At 63.9% G+C, this 24465-nt stretch carries 18 protein-coding genes and 1 tRNA gene; 5 read left to right on the plus strand and 14 right to left on the minus strand.

The window, feature by feature from the left end:
* Positions 1 to 123: 123 nt before the first annotated feature.
* From htpX to def, 4 genes are all read right to left on the minus strand, one after another.
* Positions 124 to 981: a zinc metalloprotease HtpX gene (gene htpX, locus FQ746_RS19410; protein WP_144111253.1), complete on the minus strand. Its 858-nt coding sequence runs from the start codon at positions 979 to 981 to the stop codon at positions 124 to 126.
* Between the two features lie 105 nt (positions 982 to 1086).
* Positions 1087 to 1728 carry a LysE family translocator gene (locus FQ746_RS19415; RefSeq protein WP_144111254.1) on the minus strand — a complete coding sequence of 214 codons (642 nt, stop codon included), beginning with the start codon at positions 1726 to 1728 and terminating at the stop codon, positions 1087 to 1089.
* Between the two features lie 112 nt (positions 1729 to 1840).
* Positions 1841 to 2830, minus strand: coding sequence for a methionyl-tRNA formyltransferase (gene fmt, locus FQ746_RS19420; protein ID WP_144111255.1), 990 nt, complete (start codon positions 2828 to 2830; stop codon positions 1841 to 1843).
* Between the two features lie 43 nt (positions 2831 to 2873).
* On the minus strand, positions 2874 to 3377 hold the full coding sequence (gene def, locus FQ746_RS19425; RefSeq protein WP_144111256.1) for a peptide deformylase: 504 nt from the start codon (positions 3375 to 3377) through the stop codon (positions 2874 to 2876).
* A gap of 243 nt (positions 3378 to 3620) precedes the next feature.
* Here def and dprA point away from each other — a divergent pair, with 243 nt between their 5' ends.
* The 3 genes from dprA to FQ746_RS19440 all read left to right on the plus strand — a co-directional run bounded on the left by dprA (position 3621) and on the right by FQ746_RS19440 (position 8194).
* Positions 3621 to 4808 (plus strand): DNA-processing protein DprA, encoded by a 1188-nt coding sequence (dprA, locus tag FQ746_RS19430; RefSeq protein ID WP_144111257.1) that lies wholly within the window; start codon positions 3621 to 3623, stop codon positions 4806 to 4808.
* Between the two features lie 128 nt (positions 4809 to 4936).
* Positions 4937 to 5314 (plus strand): thioredoxin family protein, encoded by a 378-nt coding sequence (locus FQ746_RS19435; protein ID WP_144111258.1) that lies wholly within the window; start codon positions 4937 to 4939, stop codon positions 5312 to 5314.
* Between the two features lie 216 nt (positions 5315 to 5530).
* Entirely contained in the window at positions 5531 to 8194 is a 2664-nt protein-coding gene (locus FQ746_RS19440) for a DNA topoisomerase III (protein ID WP_144111259.1), read from the plus strand.
* A gap of 126 nt (positions 8195 to 8320) precedes the next feature.
* Here FQ746_RS19440 and FQ746_RS19445 read toward each other — a convergent pair whose 3' ends face one another.
* Both FQ746_RS19445 and FQ746_RS19450 read right to left on the minus strand, forming a co-directional pair.
* The gene (locus FQ746_RS19445; protein WP_144111260.1) at positions 8321 to 9427 is read right to left on the minus strand and encodes a LysR family transcriptional regulator; all 1107 of its coding nucleotides are present in this window, start codon (positions 9425 to 9427) and stop codon (positions 8321 to 8323) included.
* A gap of 343 nt (positions 9428 to 9770) precedes the next feature.
* The gene (locus FQ746_RS19450; protein WP_144111261.1) at positions 9771 to 11627 is read right to left on the minus strand and encodes a phosphoenolpyruvate carboxykinase (GTP); all 1857 of its coding nucleotides are present in this window, start codon (positions 11625 to 11627) and stop codon (positions 9771 to 9773) included.
* Between the two features lie 372 nt (positions 11628 to 11999).
* Here FQ746_RS19450 and FQ746_RS19455 point away from each other — a divergent pair, with 372 nt between their 5' ends.
* Positions 12000 to 13013, plus strand: a complete 1014-nt coding sequence (locus tag FQ746_RS19455) for a D-2-hydroxyacid dehydrogenase family protein (protein WP_144111262.1) — start codon at positions 12000 to 12002, stop codon at positions 13011 to 13013.
* 23 nt (positions 13014 to 13036) lie between these two features.
* Here the strand turns inward: FQ746_RS19455 and FQ746_RS19460 are convergent, their stop codons facing one another.
* Positions 13037 to 13918, minus strand: coding sequence for a patatin-like phospholipase family protein (locus FQ746_RS19460; RefSeq protein ID WP_144111263.1), 882 nt, complete (start codon positions 13916 to 13918; stop codon positions 13037 to 13039).
* A 38-nt stretch (positions 13919 to 13956) separates the two neighbouring features.
* Positions 13957 to 14361, minus strand: coding sequence for a PaaI family thioesterase (locus tag FQ746_RS19465; protein WP_144111264.1), 405 nt, complete (start codon positions 14359 to 14361; stop codon positions 13957 to 13959).
* A 201-nt stretch (positions 14362 to 14562) separates the two neighbouring features.
* Here FQ746_RS19465 and FQ746_RS19470 point away from each other — a divergent pair.
* Positions 14563 to 14638: transfer RNA gene (locus FQ746_RS19470), tRNA-Lys, on the plus strand.
* Between the two features lie 92 nt (positions 14639 to 14730).
* On the opposite strand, the gene FQ746_RS19475 is transcribed toward FQ746_RS19470, so the two are convergent.
* The 6 genes from FQ746_RS19475 to FQ746_RS19500 all read right to left on the minus strand — a co-directional run bounded on the left by FQ746_RS19475 (position 14731) and on the right by FQ746_RS19500 (position 24461).
* Positions 14731 to 16377 carry a glycoside hydrolase family 44 protein gene (locus FQ746_RS19475; RefSeq protein WP_144111265.1) on the minus strand — a complete coding sequence of 549 codons (1647 nt, stop codon included), beginning with the start codon at positions 16375 to 16377 and terminating at the stop codon, positions 14731 to 14733.
* Entirely contained in the window at positions 16361 to 17536 is a 1176-nt protein-coding gene (locus FQ746_RS19480) for an alginate O-acetyltransferase AlgX-related protein (RefSeq protein ID WP_144111266.1), read from the minus strand. The genes FQ746_RS19475 and FQ746_RS19480 overlap by 17 nt, the downstream gene beginning before the upstream one ends.
* A 4-nt stretch (positions 17537 to 17540) precedes the next feature.
* Positions 17541 to 18950, minus strand: a complete 1410-nt coding sequence (locus FQ746_RS19485) for an MBOAT family O-acyltransferase (protein ID WP_144111267.1) — start codon at positions 18948 to 18950, stop codon at positions 17541 to 17543.
* Positions 18951 to 19018: 68 nt separating this feature from the next.
* Positions 19019 to 19717: an alginate O-acetyltransferase AlgF gene (locus FQ746_RS19490; RefSeq protein ID WP_144111268.1), complete on the minus strand. Its 699-nt coding sequence runs from the start codon at positions 19715 to 19717 to the stop codon at positions 19019 to 19021.
* 19 nt (positions 19718 to 19736) lie between these two features.
* Complete coding sequence (locus FQ746_RS19495; RefSeq protein WP_144111269.1) at positions 19737 to 20387, minus strand: SGNH/GDSL hydrolase family protein; 651 nt, start codon at positions 20385 to 20387, stop codon at positions 19737 to 19739.
* 51 nt (positions 20388 to 20438) lie between these two features.
* Positions 20439 to 24461, minus strand: coding sequence for a cellulose biosynthesis protein BcsC (locus FQ746_RS19500; protein ID WP_144111270.1), 4023 nt, complete (start codon positions 24459 to 24461; stop codon positions 20439 to 20441).
* Between the last annotated feature and the right edge of the window lie 4 nt (positions 24462 to 24465).

Genomic DNA, 24465 nt, shown 5'->3' on the forward strand with positions numbered 1-24465 from the left:
CATTGTAGCTTGGTGCGGGTGAGGGTCGACGCGGGGTGGCCGAAACCGCCGCGCCGCTCGTGCAGGAAAAAGGCGAGCCCTCGAGCTCGCCTTGCTTGCAACCGCCTGCGTCGCGCCGTGCGCTTATTCGAAGCGCCCGGTGCGCGCCATTTCCATCAGACGCGCGACGCGCTCCTCGGTCGCCGGATGCGTTGAAAACAGATTGGCGATGCCGCCGGCGGCAAGCGGATTCATGATCATCATCTGTGCAGTGGCCGGATGCTGCTCGGCCGTGGGAAACGGAATGCCGCTCGCGTAGCGATGGATTTTGTCGAGCGCCGACGCGAGCGCCTGCGGGTCGCCGGAAATCTGCGCGCCGCCGCGATCGGCTTCGAACTCACGCGCACGCGAGATAGCCATCTGAATCAAGGCACCGGCAATAGGAGCCAGCAACGCGACCGCGATACCGGCGATCGGATTGGTGGTCCGGCCGTTTTCGTCGCGGCCGCCGAAGAACATCGCGAAGTTTGCCAATGCGGAAATCGCACCGGCCATGGTGGCCGAGATGGTCGAGATGAGAATGTCGCGGTGCTTGACGTGCGCCAGCTCGTGCGCCATCACGCCGCGCATTTCGCGCTCGGACAGCGCTCGCAGAATGCCGGTGGTCGCGGCCACCGCTGCGTGCTCCGGGTTGCGGCCGGTCGCGAAAGCGTTCGGCGCGTCTTCGTTGATCAGATAGACCCGCGGCATGGGCAGGCTCGCGCGCGTGGACAGCTCACGCACCATGCGATAGAACTGCGGCGCAGCGGTTTCGTCGACTTCCTGCGCGTTGTACATGCGCAGCACCATCTTGTCCGAGAACCAGTACGAGAAGAAATTCATTCCCAGCGCGATCACGAGCGCGATCGTCATGCCGCGCGACCCACCGATGACTCCGCCGATCACGATGAAAAGGGCCGTGATCGCGGCCATCAACATCGCGGTTTTGACCCAATTGAACATGTTCGCTGCTCCTTGCCTCAGTACGCTATTCACTCGACGCCGCGAATTGCGGCGCGTGATTGTAAGCCGACTGTTAGATATGGGCGCTATCAGAAAATTCAATCTTCATCGAGATGCCGCCGCCAGCCTCAAGCCGAGTCCGACGAAAGCGCTGCCTACCGTGCGGTCCAGCCATTTTTTCACCGACGGTTTGCCGGAGAAGCGACGCGTAACGCTGCCCGCGATCCACGCGACGAAACTGTTCCACGCCATGCTCATCACCACGAACACGCCGCCGAGTGTGAGAAAAGCGAGCGTCTTGTGGCCGCTGCCGAGGGTCACGAACTGCGGAAAGAACGATACGAAGAACAGCACGACTTTGGGGTTCAGCACGTTCGTCCAGAAGCCTTGCAGAAAAAGCTGACGCAGCGATTTCGGCGCGCCGGCCGCGCGTGCGGCGCCCGTGGTTTCGTCGGCGGCAGGTTTGGCGAACAGCAGACGCACGCCGAGATAAATCAGATACATCGCGCCGACGAATTTGATGACGGTAAACGCGGTAGCCGAGGCCGCCAGCAGCGCGGTGAGCCCGAACGCGCACGCCAGCGTATGCACGCAGCACCCCGCCGAGATACCGAGCGCGGACATGAGCCCCGCGCCGCGGCCCTGGGCGACGCTGCGTCCGACGATATAAGCGGTGTCGGGTCCGGGCGTCACGTTCAACAGAAAAACGGCGACGACGAAAAACTCGAAATGGGTGATGCCGAACATGGAGATCCTCGAAGACAGGTCGACTGCACGCGGATTCTAACGCGCGGCAAGACCGTCCGCGGCACGTTCAGGCATCGGCCGAATGGACGATGCCCAGGCGTTGCACGAACTGCTATTTTGTTTCCGGGATCTGGAAGCGCTGTCCCGAAGCGAGCGTAAAGCCCGCCAGGAATTCGCGCACCGGCAGGCGTTTGCCGCCGGGTTTCTGCAACTGCGTGAGACGTAGCGCGCCTTCGCCACAACTCACGACGACACCTTCAGCGCTCACGTCGGTGATCGTGCCGGGCGCAGTGGCCGAGCGTTGCGCGTCGACGGGTGTAGCGGACCAGATCTTGATGGAGGTGCCGTCTTCCAGCGTGCCCACGCCGCCGGGGAACGGATCGAACGCACGCACCTGACGCGCCAGCACCGCTGCCGGCCGGCGCCAGTCGAGCGCTGCTTCGTGCTTGCCGATTTTCTCCGCGTACGTCACGCCGTCCGCCGGCTGCGGCGTCGCGACCAGCTTGCCGCTGCGCTCGAGTTCGACGAGCGCCTCGACGATCAACGCCGCGCCGCTTTCCGCGAGGCGGTCGTGCAGCGTTGCCGTGGTGTCCTGCTCGCCGATCGGCGTGCGCGCTTCGGAGATCATCGCGCCGGTGTCGAGGCCGACGTCCATCTGCATCAACGTGATGCCGGTTTGCGTGTCGCCCGCTTCGATCGCGCGATGGATCGGCGCGGCGCCGCGCCAGCGCGGCAGCAGCGAAGCGTGAATGTTGATACAGCCGAGTCGCGGAATATCGAGAACTTCCTGCGGCAGGATCAGCCCGTAAGCCGCGACCACCATCACGTCGTGCGGCGTGCTGCGCAGTTGCCCGATTGCCGCGGCAGCCTCTTGCGGATACTTGCCGGCGCGGCGCAGCGAAGGCGGCTGTGCGACGTCGAGCCCATGTTCCTGCGCGTATCGCTTGACCGGGCTCGCCTGTAACTTCATGCCGCGTCCGGCGGGCCGGTCGGGCTGGGTCAATACGAGCGGCACGGCAAACCCGGCACGGTGGATCGCAGCCAGCGCGGCCGCGGCAAACTCCGGCGTGCCGGCAAAAATAACGCGCAATGAATGACTCATGAACGGGGACGATAAACAGGCTGAATGCGGATGAGGCCGCGCATTACATTGCGTGGGCGAGCTTTTTCATCTTGCTCTTGATGCGGGTCTGCTTGAGCGACGACAGATATTCGACGAACACCCGGCCCATCAGATGATCCATTTCATGCTGGATGCAGACCGCGAGCAGCCCTTCGCAATCCAGTTCGAAGGTCTCGCCTTTTTCGTTGAGGGCACGCACCCGAACCTTTTCGGCCCGCTCGACGTTGTCGTAAATACCCGGCACCGAGAGGCAACCTTCTTCCGACAGCTTCTTTTCGTTGCTCGACCAGATGATTTCCGGATTGATGAAAGCGAGCAGTTCGTTGTGATCGTCCGACACGTCGATGGTGATGACGCGCTCGTGCACGTCCACCTGAGTGGCGGCAAGGCCGACGCCGGGCGCGGCGTACATCGTTTCGGCCATGTCGGCGACGAGTCGGCGAATGCGGTCGTTGACCGCCTCGACCGGCTTCGCGACCTTGTGCAAACGCTTGTCCGGGTAATTGAGAATGTTCAGTAAAGCCATGATCTTGAGTGTGTTTTTGGGCGCTGCCGACCGTTGAGGATGCCGCGTTGGCCATTCGGCCGAATTGTGGGCGCATCGCGTTGCAGAGAGCATAGAGGGTGTCGAACCGGTTCGATTCGACGCGCTAACTGCGCTAGACGAGGAGCCCGCGCGGGTAGGCGCAGCGCTACCGTTTTTCGGATGATGAAAATTTTAGCATGGGTGCCAGCCTGCCCGCTGGCCCTGTCGGAGGATGGACCGTCGATGCACACCTTGCCCACCACTCATATCGAACTTGCCGCCTGGCTGCGGCTGTCTCTCGCCCCCGGCCTCAAACCCGCCGCGCTGCGGCTCTTGCTGAGCGCGCTCGGCTTGCCCGCAGCGATTTTCGAGCAGCCGCCGCAAGTGCTCGCTGAAATTGCCGGCGAGGCTGCGGCGCGCGCCGCGCTGGCGCCCACGTCCGCGGACTTCGGCGCGCAACTGGACGCGGTCGTCGCATGGTGCGAACTGCCGGGCAATCAGGTGGTCACGCTCGACGACCCGGCCTACCCGCCCGCCTTGCTCACCATGCCCGATCCACCGCCGCTGCTATATATAAAGGGCCGGCTCGACCTGCTGCATACGCGCGCGATCGCCATCGTCGGGAGTCGCAGCGCCACGCCTCAGGGTGTGGAAGATGCGGAGCGGTTCGCCCGCGAGTTCGCGGCGGCTGGCGTGACCGTCGTGTCTGGCTTGGCGCTGGGTATCGACGGCGCCGCGCATCGCGGCGCGCTGCAGCGGGTCGGCAGCACGGTCGCGGTGATCGGGACCGGCGCGGACGTGGTCTACCCTTCCGCGCATCACACGTTGACCCGCCAGATCGCGCAGGATGGCGCAATTCTGTCCGAATGGCCGCTCGGCACGCCCGCCCGCGCCGCCAACTTTCCGCAGCGCAACCGGCTCATCGCGGGGCTGGTGAGCGGCGTGGTGATCGTCGAGGCGGCCATGCGCTCGGGCTCGCTCATCACCGCGCGCCTCGCCAACGAGATGGGGCGCGACATCTTCGCATTGCCCGGCTCGGTTCACGCGCCGCTCTCGCGCGGCTGCCACCGCATGATCAAGCAAGGGGCGAAGCTGGTCGAAACGCCGGACGAGGTGCTGGAAGAACTGGGCTTTCGCAAGCCGGCAGTGTCGCGGGCGAAGGTGACGCATGCGGTGGCCGAACGCCCGGCGCGCTCCTCCGGGGACGAACGTCAGCCCGCTTTGTTCGCCGCGTCCCCGCCTGCCTCGCTCACGCCGCAAGCCCGGCAACTCCTCGACGCGCTCGGCCACTCGCCTGCGACGCTTGAAATTCTGGCAACCCGTACCGAGATGGGGGACGCGGCTTTACAAGCCACGTTGCTGCAACTTGAACTGGCCGGCCAGCTGACCGTGCTGCCGGGCGGCCGCTTCATGCGGGCGAGTCATGGTTAAGCGCGCCGCCGTGAGTCGCGCCGTGAGCCCCGCAGTGAACCCCGCCATGAGCCCAATTGACCACGGCCTGAGATTGGCCATGCTACATTCGCGCCAAAGCACCTGACAAAAGTACGCAAGGAACCGCCATGCCCGCGCTGAATCTCGACACCGACCAGGACCGGATCGCCGAGCGCGTCAACGAGCCCGATACCCTGTTCGTGGCGTGTCTGTGCGCGGAGTGGTGCGGAACCTGCCGCGACTATCGGGAGACGTTCGACAAGCTGGCGGAGCGGCACCCGGAAATCTGTTTCGCATGGATCGACATCGAAACCCATGCGGACCGTTTCGACGATCTGGACGTCGAGAATTTCCCGACCATCCTGATCGAAGACTCGAACACGACGCGCTTTTTCGGCACCGTCCTGCCACAGGCGGCGATCGTGGAGCGGATGCTGACCGATCTGAGCGCCGTGCCCGGCGTGATCGGTGCGCCTAAATTGCGGCCGGCCTTGACGCTGGCCTGACATCACGCGGGGCGCCTTCGGCCTTTGCCGAAGCTCACGCCTGCGGCGAATCGCGCCACGACGCGAGCGCGCTTTTTCTTGCTCTTGACCCGCCGGCTTCGCGGCGTGTGCTATAAAGCGGTCGTTATTGGGTCGCAAAGGTCGCAAACGAGGGTGGCGCTCAATTGCAGCGCACTCAAGGCCATCAACCCGCATCTACCAACCTCACATCGAGTCATGTCCAAAGCACTGATCATCGCCGAAAAGCCTTCCGTCGCGAACGACATCGCGCGCGCTTTGGGCGGTTTTACCAAGCATGACGAATACTACGAAAGCGACGACTACGTCCTTTCCTCGGCAGTCGGCCACTTGCTGGAAATCGCCGCGCCCGAAGACTACGAAGTCAAGCGCGGCAAGTGGAGTTTCGCCAATCTGCCCGTCATCCCCCCTCATTTCGACCTCAACCCGATCGCGAAGAGCGAGTCGCGCCTGAAGGTGCTGACCAAGCTGCTCAAGCGCAAGGATGTCGACCGTCTGATCAACGCCTGCGACGCGGGGCGAGAGGGCGAGCTGATTTTCCGCCTGATCGCGCAACACGCCAAAGCAAAGCAACCGGTGCAGCGTCTGTGGCTGCAGTCGATGACCGCCGGCTCGATTCGCGACGGCTTCGCCCGTCTGCGCAGCGACGAAGAAATGCAGCCGCTCGCCGATGCGGCGCGCTGCCGCTCGGAGGCGGACTGGCTAGTCGGCATCAACGGCACGCGCGCAATGACGGCGTTCAACAGCAAGGGCGGCGGCTTCTTCCTGACCACGGTCGGCCGGGTGCAAACGCCGACGCTGTCCATCGTGGTCGAGCGCGAAGAAAAAATTCGCCGCTTCGTGCCGCGCGACTATTGGGAAGTGAAGGCGGACTTCGTCTGTGCAGCGGGCTTCTACGAAGGCCGCTGGTTCGATCCGAAATTCAAGCGCGACGAGTTCGATCCGGAAAAACGCGACTCGCGCCTGTGGGCGCTGCCCGCTGCCGAGACGATCGTCGCCGCCTGTCGCGGCCAGATCGGCACGGTGACGGAAGAGTCGAAACCGTCCACGCAACTGTCGCCGGCGCTGTTCGATCTGACGAGCCTGCAGCGCGAGGCCAACGGGCGCTTCGGTTTTTCCGCGAAGAACACGCTTGGTCTCGCCCAGGCGCTGTATGAAAAGCACAAGGTCCTGACCTATCCCCGTACCGACGCGCGCGCGCTGCCGGAAGACTATATGGATACGGTCAAGGAAACGCTCGGCATGCTCAAGGAGAGCAACAACTATCTCCCGTATGCTAAGCAGGTACTCGACAAGGGCTGGGTCAAGCCGAACAAGCGCATCTTCGACAACTCCAAGATCAGCGATCACTTCGCCATCATCCCGACGTCGCAGCCGCCGAAGAACTTGTCCGAACCGGAACAGAAGCTGTACGACCTGGTCGTCAAGCGCTTCCTGTCGGTATTTTTCCCGGCGGCCGAGTACAAGGTCACCACGCGTATCACCGAAGTGGTCGGCCATCACTTCAAGACCGAAGGCAAGGTGCTGGTCGAGCCGGGCTGGCTGCAGGTCTACGGTCGCGAAATCAGCGGCGAAGACGCCAACCTCGTGCCGGTACAGAAGGACGAGAAGGTCAAGACGGACAAGATCGCCGCGCATCAACTGGTAACCAAGCCGCCTGCACGCTACAACGAAGCCACGCTGCTCTCGGCCATGGAAGGCGCGGGCAAACTGGTCGAAGACGACGAGTTGCGCGAAGCGATGGCCGCCAAAGGTCTCGGTACGCCAGCTACGCGGGCCGCCATCATCGAAGGTCTGCTGGGCGAGAAGTATCTGATCCGCGAAGGCCGCGATCTGATTCCGACCGCCAAGGCATTCCAGTTGATGACGCTGCTGCGCGGCCTCGGCGTGAAGGAACTGACCGCGCCGGAATTGACCGGCGAGTGGGAATACAAGTTGTCGCAAATGGAGCGCGGCAACCTGCCGCGCGATGCGTTCATGCAGGAAATCGCCCGCATGACGCAGACCATCGTCAAGCGCGCGAAGGAATACGATTCCGACACGATCCCCGGCGATTACGCGACGTTACAGACGCCGTGTCCGAATTGCGGCGGTCAGGTGAAGGAAAACTACCGGCGCTTCGCCTGTTCGAAATGCGAGTTTTCGATTTCGAAGATTCCCGGCGGCCGTCAGTTCGAAATTCCGGAGGTCGAAGAGCTGTTGCAGAACAAGACGATCGGGCCGCTGTCGGGTTTCCGCAGCAAGATGGGCCGGCCGTTCTCCGCGATTCTCAAGCTGTCGCTCGACGACGAGATCAAGAACTACAAGCTCGAGTTCGACTTCGGTCAGGACACGGGCGGCGAGGACGGCGAACCGCCGGACTTCTCCGACCAGCAGTCGGTGGGCGCGTGTCCGAAGTGCAAGGGCCGCGTGTTCGAGCACGGCATGAGCTATGTCTGCGAGAACTCGGTCGCCAATCCGAAGACGTGCGATTTCCGCTCGGGCAAGGTGATCCTGCAACAGGAAATTGCCCGCGAGCAGATGTCCAAGCTGCTGGAAGAAGGCCGCACCGACCTGCTGACGAACTTCAAGTCGTCGCGCACGGGCCGCAACTTCAAGGCGTTCCTCGTCAAGCAGAGCGACGGCAAGATCGGCTTCGAGTTCGAGAAGAAGGAGCCGTCCGCGAAAACCGCGGCGAAGACCGCTGCTGCGAAGTCGGCGGCCAAGGCGGCACCGGACGCCGGAACGGAGTCGGAAGACGGTGACGTTGCGGTGAAGGCGGCGCCAGCCGCAAAGAAGGTGGCGGCGAAGAAAGCACCGGCCAGGACGGCAGCGGCGAAGAAAGCGCCGGCTAAAAAGGTCGCACGTAAGACGGGCACGTAGCCTGTCGGGTGGCTCGCGGCGGGCCACCTCCAAAGTTAAAGGGATCAAAAAAAGGCGCAGTCACTTGAAAGTGACTGCGCCTTTTTTCTTATCCGCCGCCGTGACGACAACCCGGCGACCCCAGCCTTACAACGCCGATGGCGCCGACGAGCGCGGCACCGGCAGCGTCACCGTCTTCGCGAGCGTCTTGGGCAGTGGCGATAACTCGCTGTCCAGAAGCCGCGAGAGCGGCTCAGCGCCGTCGAATGCTTCCGGCGGCATGTGGCTGGTGGAATCGAACGCGGGGGACGTGGCGGCCCGACCCAGACCGTCGGCGATCCATTGTTCGCCGAGCAGGCTGTTCGGCGTCTGGCTGAAATGCTCGACCAGATGATCGATGAACGTGCGCACCTTGGCCGGCAAGTGACGCCGGCTCGGATACGCAATGTTGATCTCGACCTGCGGCAAACGGTAGTCGCCCAACAGACGCACGAGTCGGCCGCGCGTCATGTCGCGACCAATCAGATAACTCGGCAGGATCGCGATGCCCATTCCGAGCAGCGCGAATTGCCGCAGCATTTCCGTGTTGTTCGCCACGATCACGTTCGACGGCCGCACGCGCACCTCGCCTTCCGGGCCGGTGAACACGCGCTCGTCGCCCCAATATTCGGACGGCAGACTCAAACAGGGATGTTCCAGCAGATGTTCGGGACGCGTCGGAATGCCGTGTTTGTCCAGATATGCAGGTGTCGCGCACACCGTCATGCAGCCGGTGGTGAGCCGCCGGGTGACGATGCTCGCGCTGCGCATCTGCCGCGCGATCACCACGCCGACGTCGAAACCTTCTTCGACCAGATCGACCTGACGGTCGACCAGCGTCACATCGGGGATAACTTTGGGATAGCGCTCCGCGTAGGTCTGCAGCACGGGCGCGAGATTATGCAAACCGAACACGACCGGCGCGACGATGCGCAACGTGCCGACCGGCTCATGATTGCGCGCCACGACCATCTGTTCGACGTCTTCGAGCTCGTCGAGAATCTGGCGCGCCCTTTCGAGATACACCTGACCGGATTCGGTCAGGGACAAACTGCGGGTAGTGCGGTTGAGCAGTCGCGTACCGAGCCGGCCTTCGAGGTCGGCGACATGACGGGTAGCCACTGCGTTGGAAATGTCCATCGCGCTAGCAGCGCGGGCGAAACTGCCGAGATCCGCCACTTTGACGAAAACTCGCATCGACTGCAAATGATCCATAAGACGACTCCTGCCGTGTCACAACTTCCTGACAATTGGTGAAAACCCAAGGAAGCGAACTTGGAATTCTCCTACGACTCGCGCAATCGTGCAGAAGTTGCCCGCAAAAGCGGAAATATTGTCGATTTTTGTACCATTGTGCGTCTCAGCAAGGGGCTCGACCACTCATTATTCCGATTCTCGAAACAATATGCTGCAGTGCAGCTTAGATTGCGGCGTTTGTTCCAACAGATGAAAATATGCTTGTGTTGGCACTTTGCATGCCGCCGAGCGGCAATCCAAAGCGCCGACGAACAAAAAAGCCGCCCGAAGGCGGCTCGTCCGGCAGTGACCGGTCACACGATCAGGCGGCAAGCTTCTCGTGAAGCGCACGCTTCGCCTGGGTCAGGGCCAGCGGCAGACCTTGCTGCAGTGTGTCGAACAGCTCTGCATGCAATGCCAGTTCGTCGCGCCAGGCCTGATCGTCCACCGAGATGACCTGCTCGAACTGCTCACGGCTAAAGTCGAGACCGCTCCAGTCGATGTCCTCGTAGTGCGGCGACAACCCGAACGCGTGTTCCTCGCCCTCCGTCGTGCCTTCGATGCGGCCGACCATCCAGCTCAGCACCCGCATGTTTTCGCCGAAACCCGGCCAGACGAACTTGCCGTCCGCGCCCTTGCGGAACCAGTTCACGCAGAAAATTTTCGGCAACGTCGCGCCGATCTGCTCCAGACGTTCACCGGTTTTCAACCAATGCGCGAAATAGTCGCTCATGTTGTAGCCGCAGAACGGCAGCATCGCGAACGGATCGCGGCGCACCACGCCTTGCTGGCCGGCCGCAGCCGCGGTCGTTTCGGAGCCCATGGTCGCCGCCATGTAGACGCCTTCGACCCAGTTACGCGCTTCGGTGACGAGTGGCACGGTCGTGGAACGACGTCCGCCGAAAATGAACGCGTCGATCGCCACGCCCGCCGGGTTTTCCCACTCGGCGTCGATCGACGGACACTGCGACGCGGGCGCGGTGAAGCGCGCGTTCGGATGCGCGGCCTTGCGGCCGCTTTCCTTCGCGCTGGCGGGCGTCCAGTCCTTGCCCTGCCAGTCGATCAGATGCGCTGGCGGCTCGTCGGTCATGCCTTCCCACCAGACGTCGCCATCGTCCGTCAGCGCGACGTTCGTGAAGATCACGTTTTCCTTCAGCGTCGCCATTGCGTTGAAGTTGGTTTTCTCGCTGGTGCCCGGCGCGACACCGAAATAGCCGGCTTCCGGGTTGATCGCGTAGAGACGTCCGTCCTGGCCTGGCTTGATCCACGCGATATCGTCTCCGATCGTGGAAATTTTCCAGCCGTTCAGACCTTGCGGCGGAATCAGCATCGCGAAGTTAGTCTTGCCGCACGCCGACGGAAACGCCGCCGCGACGTGATGCTTGCGCCCCTGCGGCGAGGTCACACCGAGAATCAGCATGTGCTCGGCGAGCCAGCCTTCGTCGCGCCCCATCGTCGATGCGATGCGCAAAGCAAAACACTTTTTGCCGAGCAGCGCATTGCCGCCGTAACCCGAGCCGTAGCTCCAGATTTCGCGCGTTTCCGGAAAATGAACGATATATTTGGTGTCGTTGCAGGGCCACGGCACGTCGGCCGCGCCCGCTGCGAGCGGCGCGCCCACCGAATGCACGCACGGCACGAACTCGCCGTCTTCGCCCAGCACGTCGTACACCTTGCGGCCCATGCGCGTCATGATGCGCATGTTCGTCACCACGTAGGGACTGTCGCTCAACTCCACGCCGATATGCGCGATCGGCGAACCCAGCGGGCCCATCGAAAACGGCACCACGTACATCGTGCGGCCGCGCATCGCGCCTTCGAAAAGCCCGTCGAGCGTCGCGCGCATGTCATCCGGCGCGGTCCAGTTATTCGTCGGACCGGCGTCTTCACGACGCTGCGAACAGATGAACGTGCGGTCTTCGACGCGCGCCACATCAGACGGATCGGACCAGGCGAGATAGGAGTTGGGCCGTTTGGCGGGATTGAGTTTTTTGAGGGTGCCGGCTTCGACCATCTGCGCGCAGAGGCGGTCGTATTCTTCCTGCGAGCCGTCGCACCAGACAATCTGCTCGGGCTGGGTTTTAGCGGCAACGCGCTGCACCCAGTCGATCAGCTTGCGGTGTTTGACCCATGCCGGCGCCTCGATAGCGACCGTTCCTTCAAACGAGGGATGATTCATCGACTTGTCTCCGTTCTGATAGCAATAGAAAAACGGTACAAGCCCAGCGACGCTGCGTGCGAGAGGCGTCGGTTCAACCGGTCGGCGTTTTCGAAGTCCGACGGCTGATCGTGCAGGTCATCGTGGGCTACACAGCGTGTTCGTGCGGGGCGCCGGCCGCGGCTTCTGCAACCGTCTGTAAAGCGGCTTGCCTCGACACGCAACAAACTGTTAAAAACGTTCTCAATCGGCTTGCCGTAGCGCTTCCGTTCTTCGCGGCAGCTTCCACGGTAAAGCATCCACCCAGTTCTACATGTGACCTGGGTCACATGGTGGGACAGTCAGCATAACATTCCGTTGCGCACCGTCATGGTGCCGCCCAAGACACATACCATGAAGATTGCCATCCTCGACGACTATCAGGACGCCGTTCGCAAGCTCGATTGCTTCCAGTTGCTGGCCGACCATGAGGTCAAGGTTTTCAACAACACGGTTCGCGGTCTCGGACAACTCGCCAGCCGTCTTTCGGAAGTCGACGCGCTCGTGCTGATTCGCGAACGCACCCGCATCACACCTCAATTGCTCGACAAACTCCCACGTTTGCGCATGATCAGCCAGACGGGCAAGGTGTCGAGCCATATCGATCTGCCCGCCTGTACCGAGCGCGGCATCGCCGTGCTGGAGGGCACCGGCTCGCCGGTGGCGCCCGCCGAACTGACGTGGGCCCTCATCATGGCGGCGCAGCGGCGCATTCCGCAATACGTAGCAAACCTTAAGCAAGGGGCCTGGCAGCAGTCCGGTCTGAAGACGTCGGCGCTACCGCCGAACTTCGGTCTCGGTCAGGTGCTGCGCGGACAGACGCTGGGTATCTGGGGCTACGGCAAGATCGGCCGGCTGGTTGCCGGTTACGGCAAGGCGTTCGGCATGAACGTCCTGATCTGGGGCCGCGAGCATTCGCGCGAAGCCGCGCGCGCCGACGGCTATGGCGTCGCCGAAAGCCGCGAGGCGCTGTTCGAACAGAGCGATGTGCTGTCGCTGCATCTGCGGATGCATGACGACACGCGCGGCATCGTCAAACAGGAAGATCTGCTGCGGATGAAGCCGACGGCCTTGCTGGTGAACACCAGCCGCGCCGAACTGCTCGAAGAAAACGCGTTGTTGAACGCGCTGTCGCACAACCGTCCGGGCCTCGTCGCCATCGACGTGTACGAGAGCGAGCCGATTCTGCAAGGCTACAGTTTGCTGCGCATGGAGAACGTGATCTGCACGCCGCACATCGGCTACGTGGAGCGCGAGAGCTACGAGCAGTATTTCACCGCCGCATTCAACAACATCCTCGCATTCGATGCCGGCGATACCGCCAGCGTGGCCAATCCCGAGGCGTTGCAAGGCGGTCGCAGACGGTAAGCGGCCGAAGTTCGCGTTTTGTTTTAGCGAGCCTCGTGCGCGCCGGTTTCGAGTAGAGCCGGCATGCGCTCGAGGAAAGTCTCCCCGTCGACGCGCCCCAGGTTGTACGCATGCGCCATCTGCGACGGGCTCGTGTAGTCCCAGCTCGAGATCGGCACCTTACGCGACGGTTGCACATACAGCCGTTGCTGCGCGCCGTGCGGCACGACGAACATCTGCGGCCGCGGGTAAATGCGGGTGACCATCACCAGTACGTTGCCGGGCGCTTCGGCGTCGAGCGCGCCGACCGGCACGTTGTCCACCATCCCGCCGTCCAGCACGGGCCGGCCGTTGCGCCGCAGAACCGGGGTGAACGGCGGCGTGCTCGACGATTGCAGGATCAGGTCGGCGAGATCCTCGACGCTCGTACAGTCTTGCGCGCGCACGAATTCCGGATGAAACCCGAGCGTCTGTCCCAGGGTGGGATGCAAGGTCTTGCGCACGTATTTTTCGATGTTGTACGCAATCAGGCCGGCGGCCACCGCGCTGCGCGCGCCGAGCCAGCGCGGCAGATGCGATACGCCGATGCGGATCTCCGGCGCGTCGGCCGCCGCCAGCGTGGCGAACTTCTCGCCGTAGATGTCCAGTAGCGCCTGCCGGTAGATGCGGTAGTGCGGAAACACCGATTCGCCGCGCAGCAGGTTGCCCCAATAGGCGTTGCGGGTGTTATGGCGCAGCGCCTCTTCGTAATAGCGCATCACCCATTCGGAATTGCTCGTGTAGAGCATGCACGCGGTGGCCGCGCCCGCCGAAATTCCGGTGATGACGCGCGGACGAATATGCAGCGCCGGTTGCACGACGTCCCAAAACCCCGCCTGCCACCAGCAGCGGTTGCCGCCGCCGGCGAATACGACCTGATCGAACATCCTGTTTTGTTTCCTCTTGGAGCGCTGCCGCCGGCCAGTCAGTTGAGCAGCGCGTAGGTCGTGGTGGCGTGGACGGCCATGTTGCCGGCATCGTCGAATAACTCGACTTCGCCGAATACCAGATTGCGCCCCATGCGCAGCACGCGCGCGGTAATAACCACGTCGCCATTGCGGACGGCGCGCATGAAGCTGATGTTCAGCGAGACGGTGCTCATGGGTTTGAAGCCGCCGAGTGCGGCGGAAATGGCCACGACCATCGCGGTGTCGGCCGCGGCCATGAAAACCTGCCCGCAGATCACGCCGCCGGAATGACGGAGGCCGCCGGCGAACGGCAGGCGCAGTGTCGCGCTCTCTTCGTCGACGCTGACGGGCGTCAGCGCCAGCGAGCGAACCCACGGCGCGAGAATGCGGTCGAGCAATTCGGTGATCTCTTTCTCATCCATGGCGGTTCCCGGTGGAAAGCCGCGACGCTGCGCGCGGCAAAAGTCTCGCGACATGATACCGGGACGTCGGGCGCTATAGCGGGTTCGGTTGACGCGGTAGGCAACTGAAAGCCACCTGACTGAGGACGAGGATATTTTTAAGAAATCTGTTAAAGGGTCTTGGCAAGGTCCCGAATTTCCGTCATAATCTTGCTTCTGTTTGGGGCGTTAGCTCAGCTGGTAGAGCAGCGGACTCTTAATCCGTAGGTCGACAGTTCGAATCTGTCACGCCCCACCAAAGAATGAAAGCAAAAAGCCCGGTCCTTGCGACCGGGCTTTTTGCTTTGCGGCTACGGCGGCGGCCGGTGAAATCCACCATCAACCGCAACTTCAAGGCCTCCCCGCCCCTCGCAAAACAAACATCGTCACGCTCTCCCGCGGCAAGCTAGCCCGCACTCGCCCGCCTGCGTAGTCCACATCCGGCAAGCGCGAAATCGCATTCCCAGCCAGTTGCCAAACCTCCGCCTTACCCCGACCCGCAAAATTCTCGACGACGATCGTCGCATCCGCCGCCTGATCCAGCTGCTTGTTGATCACCACGACCGTCATCGCCCCATCGCGATTACGCAGCGCAGCGAACGACGAAACCCGATCCGGATCACCCTGCGAATCCGCAATACTGGTATCGCCAAACCCCGCCCCCTGCCCGTCGTAATTCCGATAAAGCCTGAACGCCTTATAAACCGGCATCTCCGGACTCAACGCACCCCAGCGCGTCGCAATATCCAGCCCTTCTCGGCCGAAAATTCCCAGTACGTCGGCTTGAGCGGTCGCGCCGTTCATCGTCGTGTCGCCGCCCCAGCTGTATTCCGTTAGCGCGATCGGCGTGCCCGGGTAGTAATACGTATCGACCCACCGCCGCATCATCGGAATCAGGTTCACCACGCTGTTGATCCACGTCGGGTCCCGATACCCGGCGTCCCACAAGTCGCGTGTCGACCGGTTCCGGGCCAGCTCGATAGCCGGGGAATCCGCCGCGGCTGCACCGTTAGACTCGCGAAACTCGCCACCCTGCGGATAGAAATGCAGGCCGAAAACATCGACGGGATGCCCCGCCTGTTTCCATTGCGCGAGCAGCCACGGGACGTAATCCATCCCCCGCGTTTCGCCGCTCCTGTCCGGCGTCCCGCCCTGCCCGCGGGCCGCCATGTACTGCTGATCGAAGCCGCTATACAGATACCCCGTCCAGCCCCACTCTTCCGGCGCGACGACTCGCGCGCCAGGATCGGCCGCTTTCACCGCGCGCGAATACGCGACCACCTTGTTCGCCACTTCGCTCGCATGCGCACCCGCCGGATGAATATCGCGATGGTTGACGTGCCACAGGCTCGGCTCGTTATCCATCATGTAATACCGCACGCCGTCCGTTCCGGTGTCGCGCAACAACTGCCCGACGCGCTCCTGCTGACTCTGCGAATCGTCAGTAATCGACGCATCGTCCGGATCGTTCCTGATGGGCGCACCATCGGGTCCAATCCCGTTGCCGGCGTCGCCCAGATGACTCCCGTCGACGCCCTGCTGCTTCCCATACTTCGCCACCGAAAAACTAACCAGCGGCTTGCGGTCCTTATCGAGCTTCGCGACCCGGCCGATCATCGGAATGGTCAGCATCGACGTCACCTGCGCCTGCGCATTGAGCCGCACGAAACGCTCGCCGTATTGATAAACATCTTTTGAATCGACCGGCACGCTTTCGAAGAACCAGTCCTGCCCGGTGTTGCGCGCATCGATCCGCCAGTTGTAGGCGGACGCACCGTTGCCGCCGGACCGATTGAGCGGCACGCGCAGATCACGCAAGACCTCGGCGGTGGCGAAATTCAGGCCGTAAATCAGCGGGTTGACCGGATGACGGCGAGCGTTGGCATCGACGGTGATGGTCGTCACCAGTGGCGCGCCTGAAGCCACGGCGACGCAACTCATCGCGCCCGCTCCGAGCATTGCCGCCAGCACCGCGTGTCGACTAATTGACCTGAACATGAGCATGTGAAGTTCGTGAGTCCGGCGTGCCGGCGTTCGGCACGACAAGGGTATCGTCCGCCTCGAGCGGCGCCTGCAAATCCCGCTCGTCCAGTTCCCACACGATCAGTTTGGGAGGCGTCTGCGCAAAAGCCGCGCTCGCAAAATACGCGCGCGCCGAGCCGCCGAACTTGCCGCCGTCGCGTGCGAAATTGCCGATGCCCGTGCCGAGCGCCAACGCAAGCTGCGGCACGAAGTCGGACGTCGTCGAATACGACGTGCCGATCGCCGCGATATCGGGCAGGTCGGCATCGCCGAACAGGTCGTCGGCCGATGCCGCGGCTTGAGCCTCGTGAACGTAGTCGCGACGCGTCACGACTTCGGGCGTGGGTTGCCAGGACGGCGGCAATTCTTCGAGTCCGGCAAGACGCACCAGGTCGCCGGGCCGGCGCGCGGCCGGCAGGTCGACCACGCGATAGCCGGGCTTGCTCGACCCGAACGCAATACCCATCGTGCGGATGCGTTGTGCCACGGCCCGCGCCGCCGCACCCGCGCCGTCCTCGGACCAGTGCGTGTCGGTGCGAAAAAACGGGTCGCCCGCGACACCACGCAGCGCTGCACTCACATCCACGACCGGCACGCCCCCGGCGGTGAGGCGTGCGGTCCACTGCCCAAGACGCGCATTGAGCGAAGCCGGACGCTGCAGGCCGCACAGACGTTGCGATTCGATACGCGATTTGTCGGGCACCACGACGACCAGCAACGCAATGCCTCGACGCGCCAGTTCGCGCTGCACGGTTTCAACGGTGACGGCGCGCATCGCAAGATGGCGATCGGCGTCGGCATACACGTTCAGTTCATCGTGCAGGAACAGCCAACCGGGACAGCCCTGCCGCACGCGTGGCCCCAGATCGTGCAACGTGACCCAGCCGAGCGCACGTTGCACCCGCGCGGCATCGGCGGCGATCGGCGTATCGCCCATGCGTTCTGCAAGCGCGCTCGATACGGTGCCGTCCAGAACGCCGGCGCGCGTCACGGCGTGAGGTAACAGCGACTCAGCCGTCGTCGCAAAGCGCACATTGGACACGAAGCCCGCGATCAGAAAAACCATCAGGACGACGGCCGCGATTTTGCCGGCGCGCGTGGCGGGACGTTGAGGCAGCGGTTTGGGATCTTCCATGGCGTCAGAACTGGAAGTAAAGAAAAGGCACCGCACCGCGCGCCGCGATCAACCCGAACGACAGCAGAAAACCCGCCAACGGCCACAGCGCGTCCCATATTCGACGCAGCGTCGTATCGGGCAAGCGCTCCCAGCGCCGCTGCCCGATCGGCAGCAACACGCAGACGACACCGAGCAACGCCGCCAGCGCATGAACCGGACGCAACGACACGGCCACCGCATCGCTCAGGCCGATGCCGTTCAACCCGAACTGGCCACGATACATCGCGAGCGCAGCATGAAAGCCGACTGCGCGAAACAGCGTCCACGCCAGCATCACGAAGACGAGCGTCAACGCGTGCGACAACCACCCAGGCACGCGAGGCAGATCGAATCGCCGCCATAAACGCGCGACCATCAGCGCGAGACCATGCGCGACGCCCCACAACAGAAAATTCCAGCTATCGCCGCCGTGCCACAACCCCGCAATGGCCATCGTCAGCAACAGGTTGCGTGCGGCCTTCCACTCGCCGTGCCGATTGCCGCCCAGCGGAATGTACAGATAGTCGCGTATCCAGCTGGAAAGCGACAGATGCCAGCGACGCCAGAAGTCCTGAATGCTGCTCGCCAGATACGGATGGTTGAAGTTCTCGGGAAAGCGGAAGCCCAGCATCTGCCCGAGACCGATGGCCATCGCGCTATATCCGGCGAAATCGAAGAACAGTTGCAGCGTATAAAACCCGCATCCCAGCCAGGCGTCCGCGAGCGACGGCGTGTGCAACGAGAAGATTGCATCGACCATTGGCGAGAGCGTGTCGGCGACCAGCACCTTCATGCTCATGCCGACCATCAGACGCCGCGCGCCGGCGCTGACACCGTCCCAGTCGACCGTGCGCGACACGAGCTCGCGCTTCACCCACGCATAGCGGATGATCGGCCCGGCGATCAGATGCACGAACATCCCCTGATAGGCGCCATAGCGGATGACGCTGCGATCGGCCGTCACCGTGCCGCGCTGCACGTCGATCAGATAGGAAATGGACTGCAGCACGATGAACGACAGCCCGATCGGCAACGCGACGTGCCGCCACGGAATCGGTCCGGCGTGGCCGAGCGCGAGCGCGTTGTCGAGACTGTCGACGACGATGTTGGCGTACTTGAACCAGCACAGGATCAGCACGTTGACCGCGATGAACACGCCGAGCCACGCCCCGCGCGCGCGCCGGCCCGAGGCGGCGTCGATCACGATGCCGCCGAGCCAGCCCCACACCGTCAGCCCGATGAACAGCAGCAGGAAAACCGGACTCCACCAGCCATAGAAGAACCAGCTGCAAACCAGCAGCGTGCCGTTACGCCAGCGCGCGGGCGACGCCACGTAGAGCGCGAGGAAAGCCGGCAGAAACAGCGTCAGGAATTCGAGGGACGCAAAGACCATGCATCGTTCTCAGTCGAAGGAGAAATCCGGCGCGCCGCGTTCCAGAAGTAGAAGCGGCGCGCAGGCGATCAATGGCTCACCGCGTCGTTCGCCGAGAAAATGCGCGAGTGTCCCGCGCCCGCCGGCACGAGAAACACCGTGTAGCGCTGCCCGGCCACGAGCGTTCCCAGACTCAGCGGCTGGCCGACCGGCTGACCGCCGCAGACCAGTTGCACCGACAACGCCACCGGATTCACCTGCCGCCGTTTGGCCGCCTTCACCGCGACGCCGTCGAGCAGCACGATGTCGCGGCCCGGCACTTTCAGCGTGGGCGTCGCACAACCGGCGTCGAGGTTATAGAACGCCACCGACGCCTTGAGCGCGTTGAAGTCGTCCGGCTTTTCGCGCACGGTCACGGTGGGCAGACCGCCGGCTTTATCCGCGCCATCCAGTGCAACGATGCTGACGAACTCGCCCGGCTGCACCGTCGCGGCAACGTCCTGATGCGCGCCGCCCGCCGTCAGCGTGCCGGCCACCGGCTTGCCCGCGGCAATCGGGAAAAAGCGGCTGGCCGGGTTCGCAGCGTCGAGCGACAGATGCGCTTTCGAGCCCGCCGACGTCACGTCGACCGGGTGCGATGCGCCATTCACGAAACGCACGAACGACGAATCCTCGGCCGGGCCGGTGGGATACAGCGGGATATCGGCAGCCGCGGCCGGTTGCAGGAACACGCCGAAAGCCGCGAGGCCGAGGCACGACAGGAACAGCCGGGAAAGCAGAGGTTTCATTCTGGTAGGTCCGGTCGCGTCACTTCTGCTGGAGGGCGGGCAGCTTCACGAGCGCCTTCATGATGTCCGCGCCCCAGTACTTGTAGCCGGTCGTCGTCAAATGCTGACCGTCGACGGTCGCCCATTCGCCCGGCTTCGAAAACGTCAGCGAGTCGATATACGAGCACGGCGCGACGTTGGTCGCGAGGAACGACGACAGCTGCTTCACGCGCGCAAAGCTCTTCTGATATTTGCCGCCTTCCGTGCCCCAGACCGGTCCGACCCAGACGCAGGTCGTCTTGTTCGCGGCGAGGTCTTGCGTCAGCGCGGTGACCTGCTGCCACGCCCAGGCCTTCGGAAAGTCTTCCTTGCCGTATCCGCCGATGGTGTCGCCTTCGACGATGATCACGAGCTTCGCCTTGTTCGCAGCAATCAGCTGATCGACCGGCTGGGTCTTCGCATTGTGGTCGATGACGATGGGCGACTTGCCGTTACGCTCGGCGCCGCCGCACGTGCCCGGCACGGACTTCACCCAGTCGCCCGGGATGCTGCCGCACACGCTGTAGGTGTGGACCTGCGCACCGGCGGCGATCAACTGGTCCTGCAGGGTGTCGACGAGATAACCGGGTTCGCTCAGATGGCTATCGCCGATCATGAGGATGCTGAGACCAGCAAGAACGGAAACAAGCATGAATCTTCGACTCCTGAAAAAAGATCGATATCCGACCGGCCGCGTGGCGGGTTACTGGTCGCTGTAATGAGACTGATACGGCACGACCGGCAGGGCCAAAGCCTTCGTCTGCGGCGCAAGCGTATAGCGCAGATACAGGCCCGCCGCCCACTGCCGGTAACTCGACGAATTGTTGGCGCCGATCGACGCGCCCCCGGTCATGTGATTCGTAAAACGGTATTCGGCGGTGGCCAGCAGGTTGTATCCGAAGCCGGTCGAAGACTGGCCCGGATGGTTCGCGCCGTCGGCGAGGCCGATGGCCGACGCCGCTGCGACTGCCGCGGACTGTAACCCGGCGCTGGTCGGAAAGTACGGTTCACCCGCCTGGTGAAAATACTGGATACCCGCCGAGCCTTGCAGCTTGTAGGTCCAGCGCTCCGAGCGCTGCGCCCACGTCACCGGCACGCTGAACGCGTAGAAGCGCTGCGGGCTGAAATAGCCGCCGTTGCCGTAGGTGAAGTTGTTCTCGTTGTGCTGATAGAACATGCCGGTCAGGTTCAGGCCCGCAGTGAGCATGCTGTCGCTCGTGCGATGCAGATACCAGTACGTGCCGCCGCCCGCTTCGCCGCCGACGTTAGCCTGCACGTCGTGCCCATCGAGATATTTGCCGGAACCGTAGACATAGGCGCCGTAATCCTGATTGTCGATACCGATCGCGCCATGCACGCCGGTCGAAGTCACGCCGCCCCACGTCAAACCGGTACGCGGATCGCGCGACCCGGCGAACGACGTGACGCTGTCGGTTACCGCGCGACGCGACACGCCGACGTTGAACCAGCTGCCCGGTTGCGCGTCGATGCTGTTCCGGTAGCTCGCGCCGCCGACCACGTTGGTGAATTTGAAGCCGAGCGGCGTCGTGCCGATGTCGGTGCTCCAGTTGCCGATCTCGTAGCCGAGTCCGAGGCCCACGCCGAACGCCGACTGCTTGTCCGGCGCAGCGACGGTGCCCGCCTTCTGCGATGCGGCTGCGATCGGTCCGCCGCCGAACTGGCTCGCGCTATAGACGTCCGAACCGAGCGTCCCGCCCTCGAGTTCGACCGGCGTCGCACGAATGGAGAGCTTGCCGTTACCGACCGGGATCGAGCCTTCGACCGGTTGCTGCACGGTCGTCAACTGGCTCGTGCCGGGTGCGGCGTTGTTCGACGTGACGAACAGGCCGCCCGTGATTTCCGGCGACCGCTGTGCACGCAGATCGCTCAGCTCGCTGCGCATTTCGTCGAGCGTCAGTGAGCCGTCCCGAGGCTCGCTCATCGCAACCGTGTCCTGCTGGGTGGCAAGGCCGCCGACCGGCGTGCCGGCCACGGTCGGCAGCGCGGCGGGAGAGGCGGACGTCGACGAAGCGCGCTCGCGCGCATCGGCAGCCGTCGCGCGGGACGTCGATGCAACCGCCAAGGTCGTTGAGGAACCGGCTGCAAAACCCGGCGCTGCGGACGCGCCCGCAAGCGTCTCGCCAACCGCCTGCCGATTGCGTCGCGCGGCACGCCGCGACCCATCGTCGTCGTGAACGAACGGATTGCCCGCCACGTGAATGTCCTGCGCCTGCACGCCGAGCCGCTTTTCCTTCGCGGCAATCGCGGATTCCAGCAGCGTCTGCGCCTCGCGCGTCTTGCCCTGCATCACGTAGATGCGTGACGCGCCGGCCAGCACGTCGGGATCGTTCGGCGCCTTCGCCACTGCCTGCTTCAACGCGGCGTCGGCGACGCTGCCCTTGCCCGCCTGCACGGCCGCCATCGCGACGCCCAGTTGCAGGCCCGGATTGCCCGGGTCGTTCGCCGCGGCCTTCTGGTAGAGCGACAGCGCCTTGTCGTACTTGCCGTCCGCCGCATACATGCGAGCGAGTGCGGCCAGCGCGAGACTGTCGTTGGGCCGTTTGGCGAGGACCGGCGCGAGCGTGTCGTAAGCTGCGGCGAGATCGCCTTGCTGGCGTTGCTGATCGGCGAGCCGCACGCTGTACAGGTAGTCCAGATTGTCCAGTTGTTCGCGCTGATCCGCGGTCAGCGTCTCGCCGTGCAACTCGCGCATCGCATCCGCGGCCTCGACGTTCTGGCCGGTCTTGAGCAGCACGCCCAGATACGCCAGTTGCACGTCGGGACCGCTGCCCTTCAGACCGTTGGGCATCAGCGCGTGCATCAGACTCATCGCGCGCGGCAGGTTGCCCGCGTCGACATAAGCCTGAGCCAGCGCGCCCACCTTCGACGGGTCCTGACCCGCCGCCGGCTCGAGTCGCGCCAGCATGTTGCGGGCGTCGTCGAGATTGCCTTCCAGCGCCAGATGCGAGGCCTGCGTGACGATCACCTGGAAATCGATCTGCTGCGCGGTCGCCACCATGTTCGGCGTGCGCGACGCGGCCGGGATGCGCGCCATCGTGTCCTGTGCGCGCGTCCAGTCGCCCATCTGCATGGCGAGCAGCGCGCTCGCGTAGAGCGCTTCGGCGTTGTCCGGATTCGCGGCGACGAGCTCGTCGACGAGTTGTCGCGCGTCGTCCGCGCGACCCTGCTTCAGCTCGTAGCGGGCCAGTTCCAGACGAATCCACGCGTTATCGGGATCGACACGATGCGCGTCTTCGAGAATTTTCCGGGCCGCGTCGAGATCGCCGCGCTGCTCGGCGGCATCGGCGCGTCCGGCGGCAACCGTCGCTCTTAACCGGTCCAGCCCGCCGATGCCGGCCTGCTGCTCCGCCGACATCCCGTCGATCCACTTCTGCGCTTCTTCGGCGCGCCCGGTTTGCGCCAGGATGTCGACGAGCCCGCTGACCGCCTCGCGATTGTTCGGGCTCGTGGCCAGCACGTCGCGATACAGCTTTTCGGCGCGCTTCAGGTCGCCTTGCGCCGCATACAGTCGCGCCGATGCATCGCGACCGCCCGGCTCGAGCGGATCGAGCCGCAACGCCTGATCGATCTCGCGTCGCGCCGCCGCAAAGTCGCCCACGTTCTGCGCACCTTCAGCCTGGTTCACCAGCAGCCAGTAGCGTGCGGAATTCAGCGCGGTGCTCCAGTTGGTCCCCGCGCCCGGGCGCGACACCGCGCGCGACAACAGCGTCTGCGCCTGCGCCAGATCGCCCTGCTGCATCCGCACGAGACCCAGTCCGCCCAGCGCATCCGTGTTGTTGGGCTTGTCGCGCAGCACGTCCGTGAAAGACTGCTCGGCCGTGGCGATGTCACCCGCCTTGAACGCGGCGAAGCCGCGCGTCAAACGCGGATCCATCACGGGACCGGTCGCGACGGCCGGACGCGGCGCCGTCATCTGATGGCGGATTTCCTCGTCGGGATGCAGCTTCAGATAGTCCTCGAACCACGCGCGGTTCTTCGGCGTCGGCGTAACCCACGTCAGAACGGAGCGCCAGACTTCGGTCGCTTCGCCGCCGATGTCGGGGCGCGTCGCGAGCTTTTCCAGCAGCGCGATGCCGGCCGCGCGCTGCTGTTCGTCACGCACCATGTGCTCGGCGAGCGGCAGCATGATGTTCGGATCGTTCGGTGTCTCGGCGTTCAGGCGCTCCAGGCCCCGAATCGCCGGATCGACCTGACCGTTCGCATAGCCCAGATAGCTGTAGTACTCGCGCGCCACGTTGCCCTGCGGCGGCTTCCCGCCTAATGCCTTGTCGTACTGCGCCATCGCTGCCGACAGCGCGGCCTGATCGTTCTGGTTGACGGCGTCCTGCGCCATCTGCCGCGCCTTCGCGAAGGTCGACTTGCCCGGCTCGACCGCGAGCCGCAAGTTCTGTTCGAGCAACGGCACGAAGCGGCTGCCGGGCGCGACCGCGCGCAGTTTCGTCAGATACCGGTTCGCCTCGCCGAACTGCTGCTTGCCCACGGCGATCGTGCCCATGCCGTACAACGCTTCGGGCTGGTTCGGGTCGGTCAGCAACAGCTTCGCCCACGACTGCGCAGCCAGATCGGGCTTGTCGTGCGCCTGCCAGTAGCGGCCCTGTTCCAGCAGCATGTTCGACGTCGCATCCTGCGCCCATCCCGGATGGCTCGCCGAGGCGAGCAGCAGTCCGAGAATCCAGACCCGGTTGCGGTTGCGTCTGACTGACATGAAC

The organism is Paraburkholderia sp. BCC1886, assembly GCF_900996245.1.
In the GTDB taxonomy this organism is placed as follows: domain Bacteria; phylum Pseudomonadota; class Gammaproteobacteria; order Burkholderiales; family Burkholderiaceae; genus Paraburkholderia.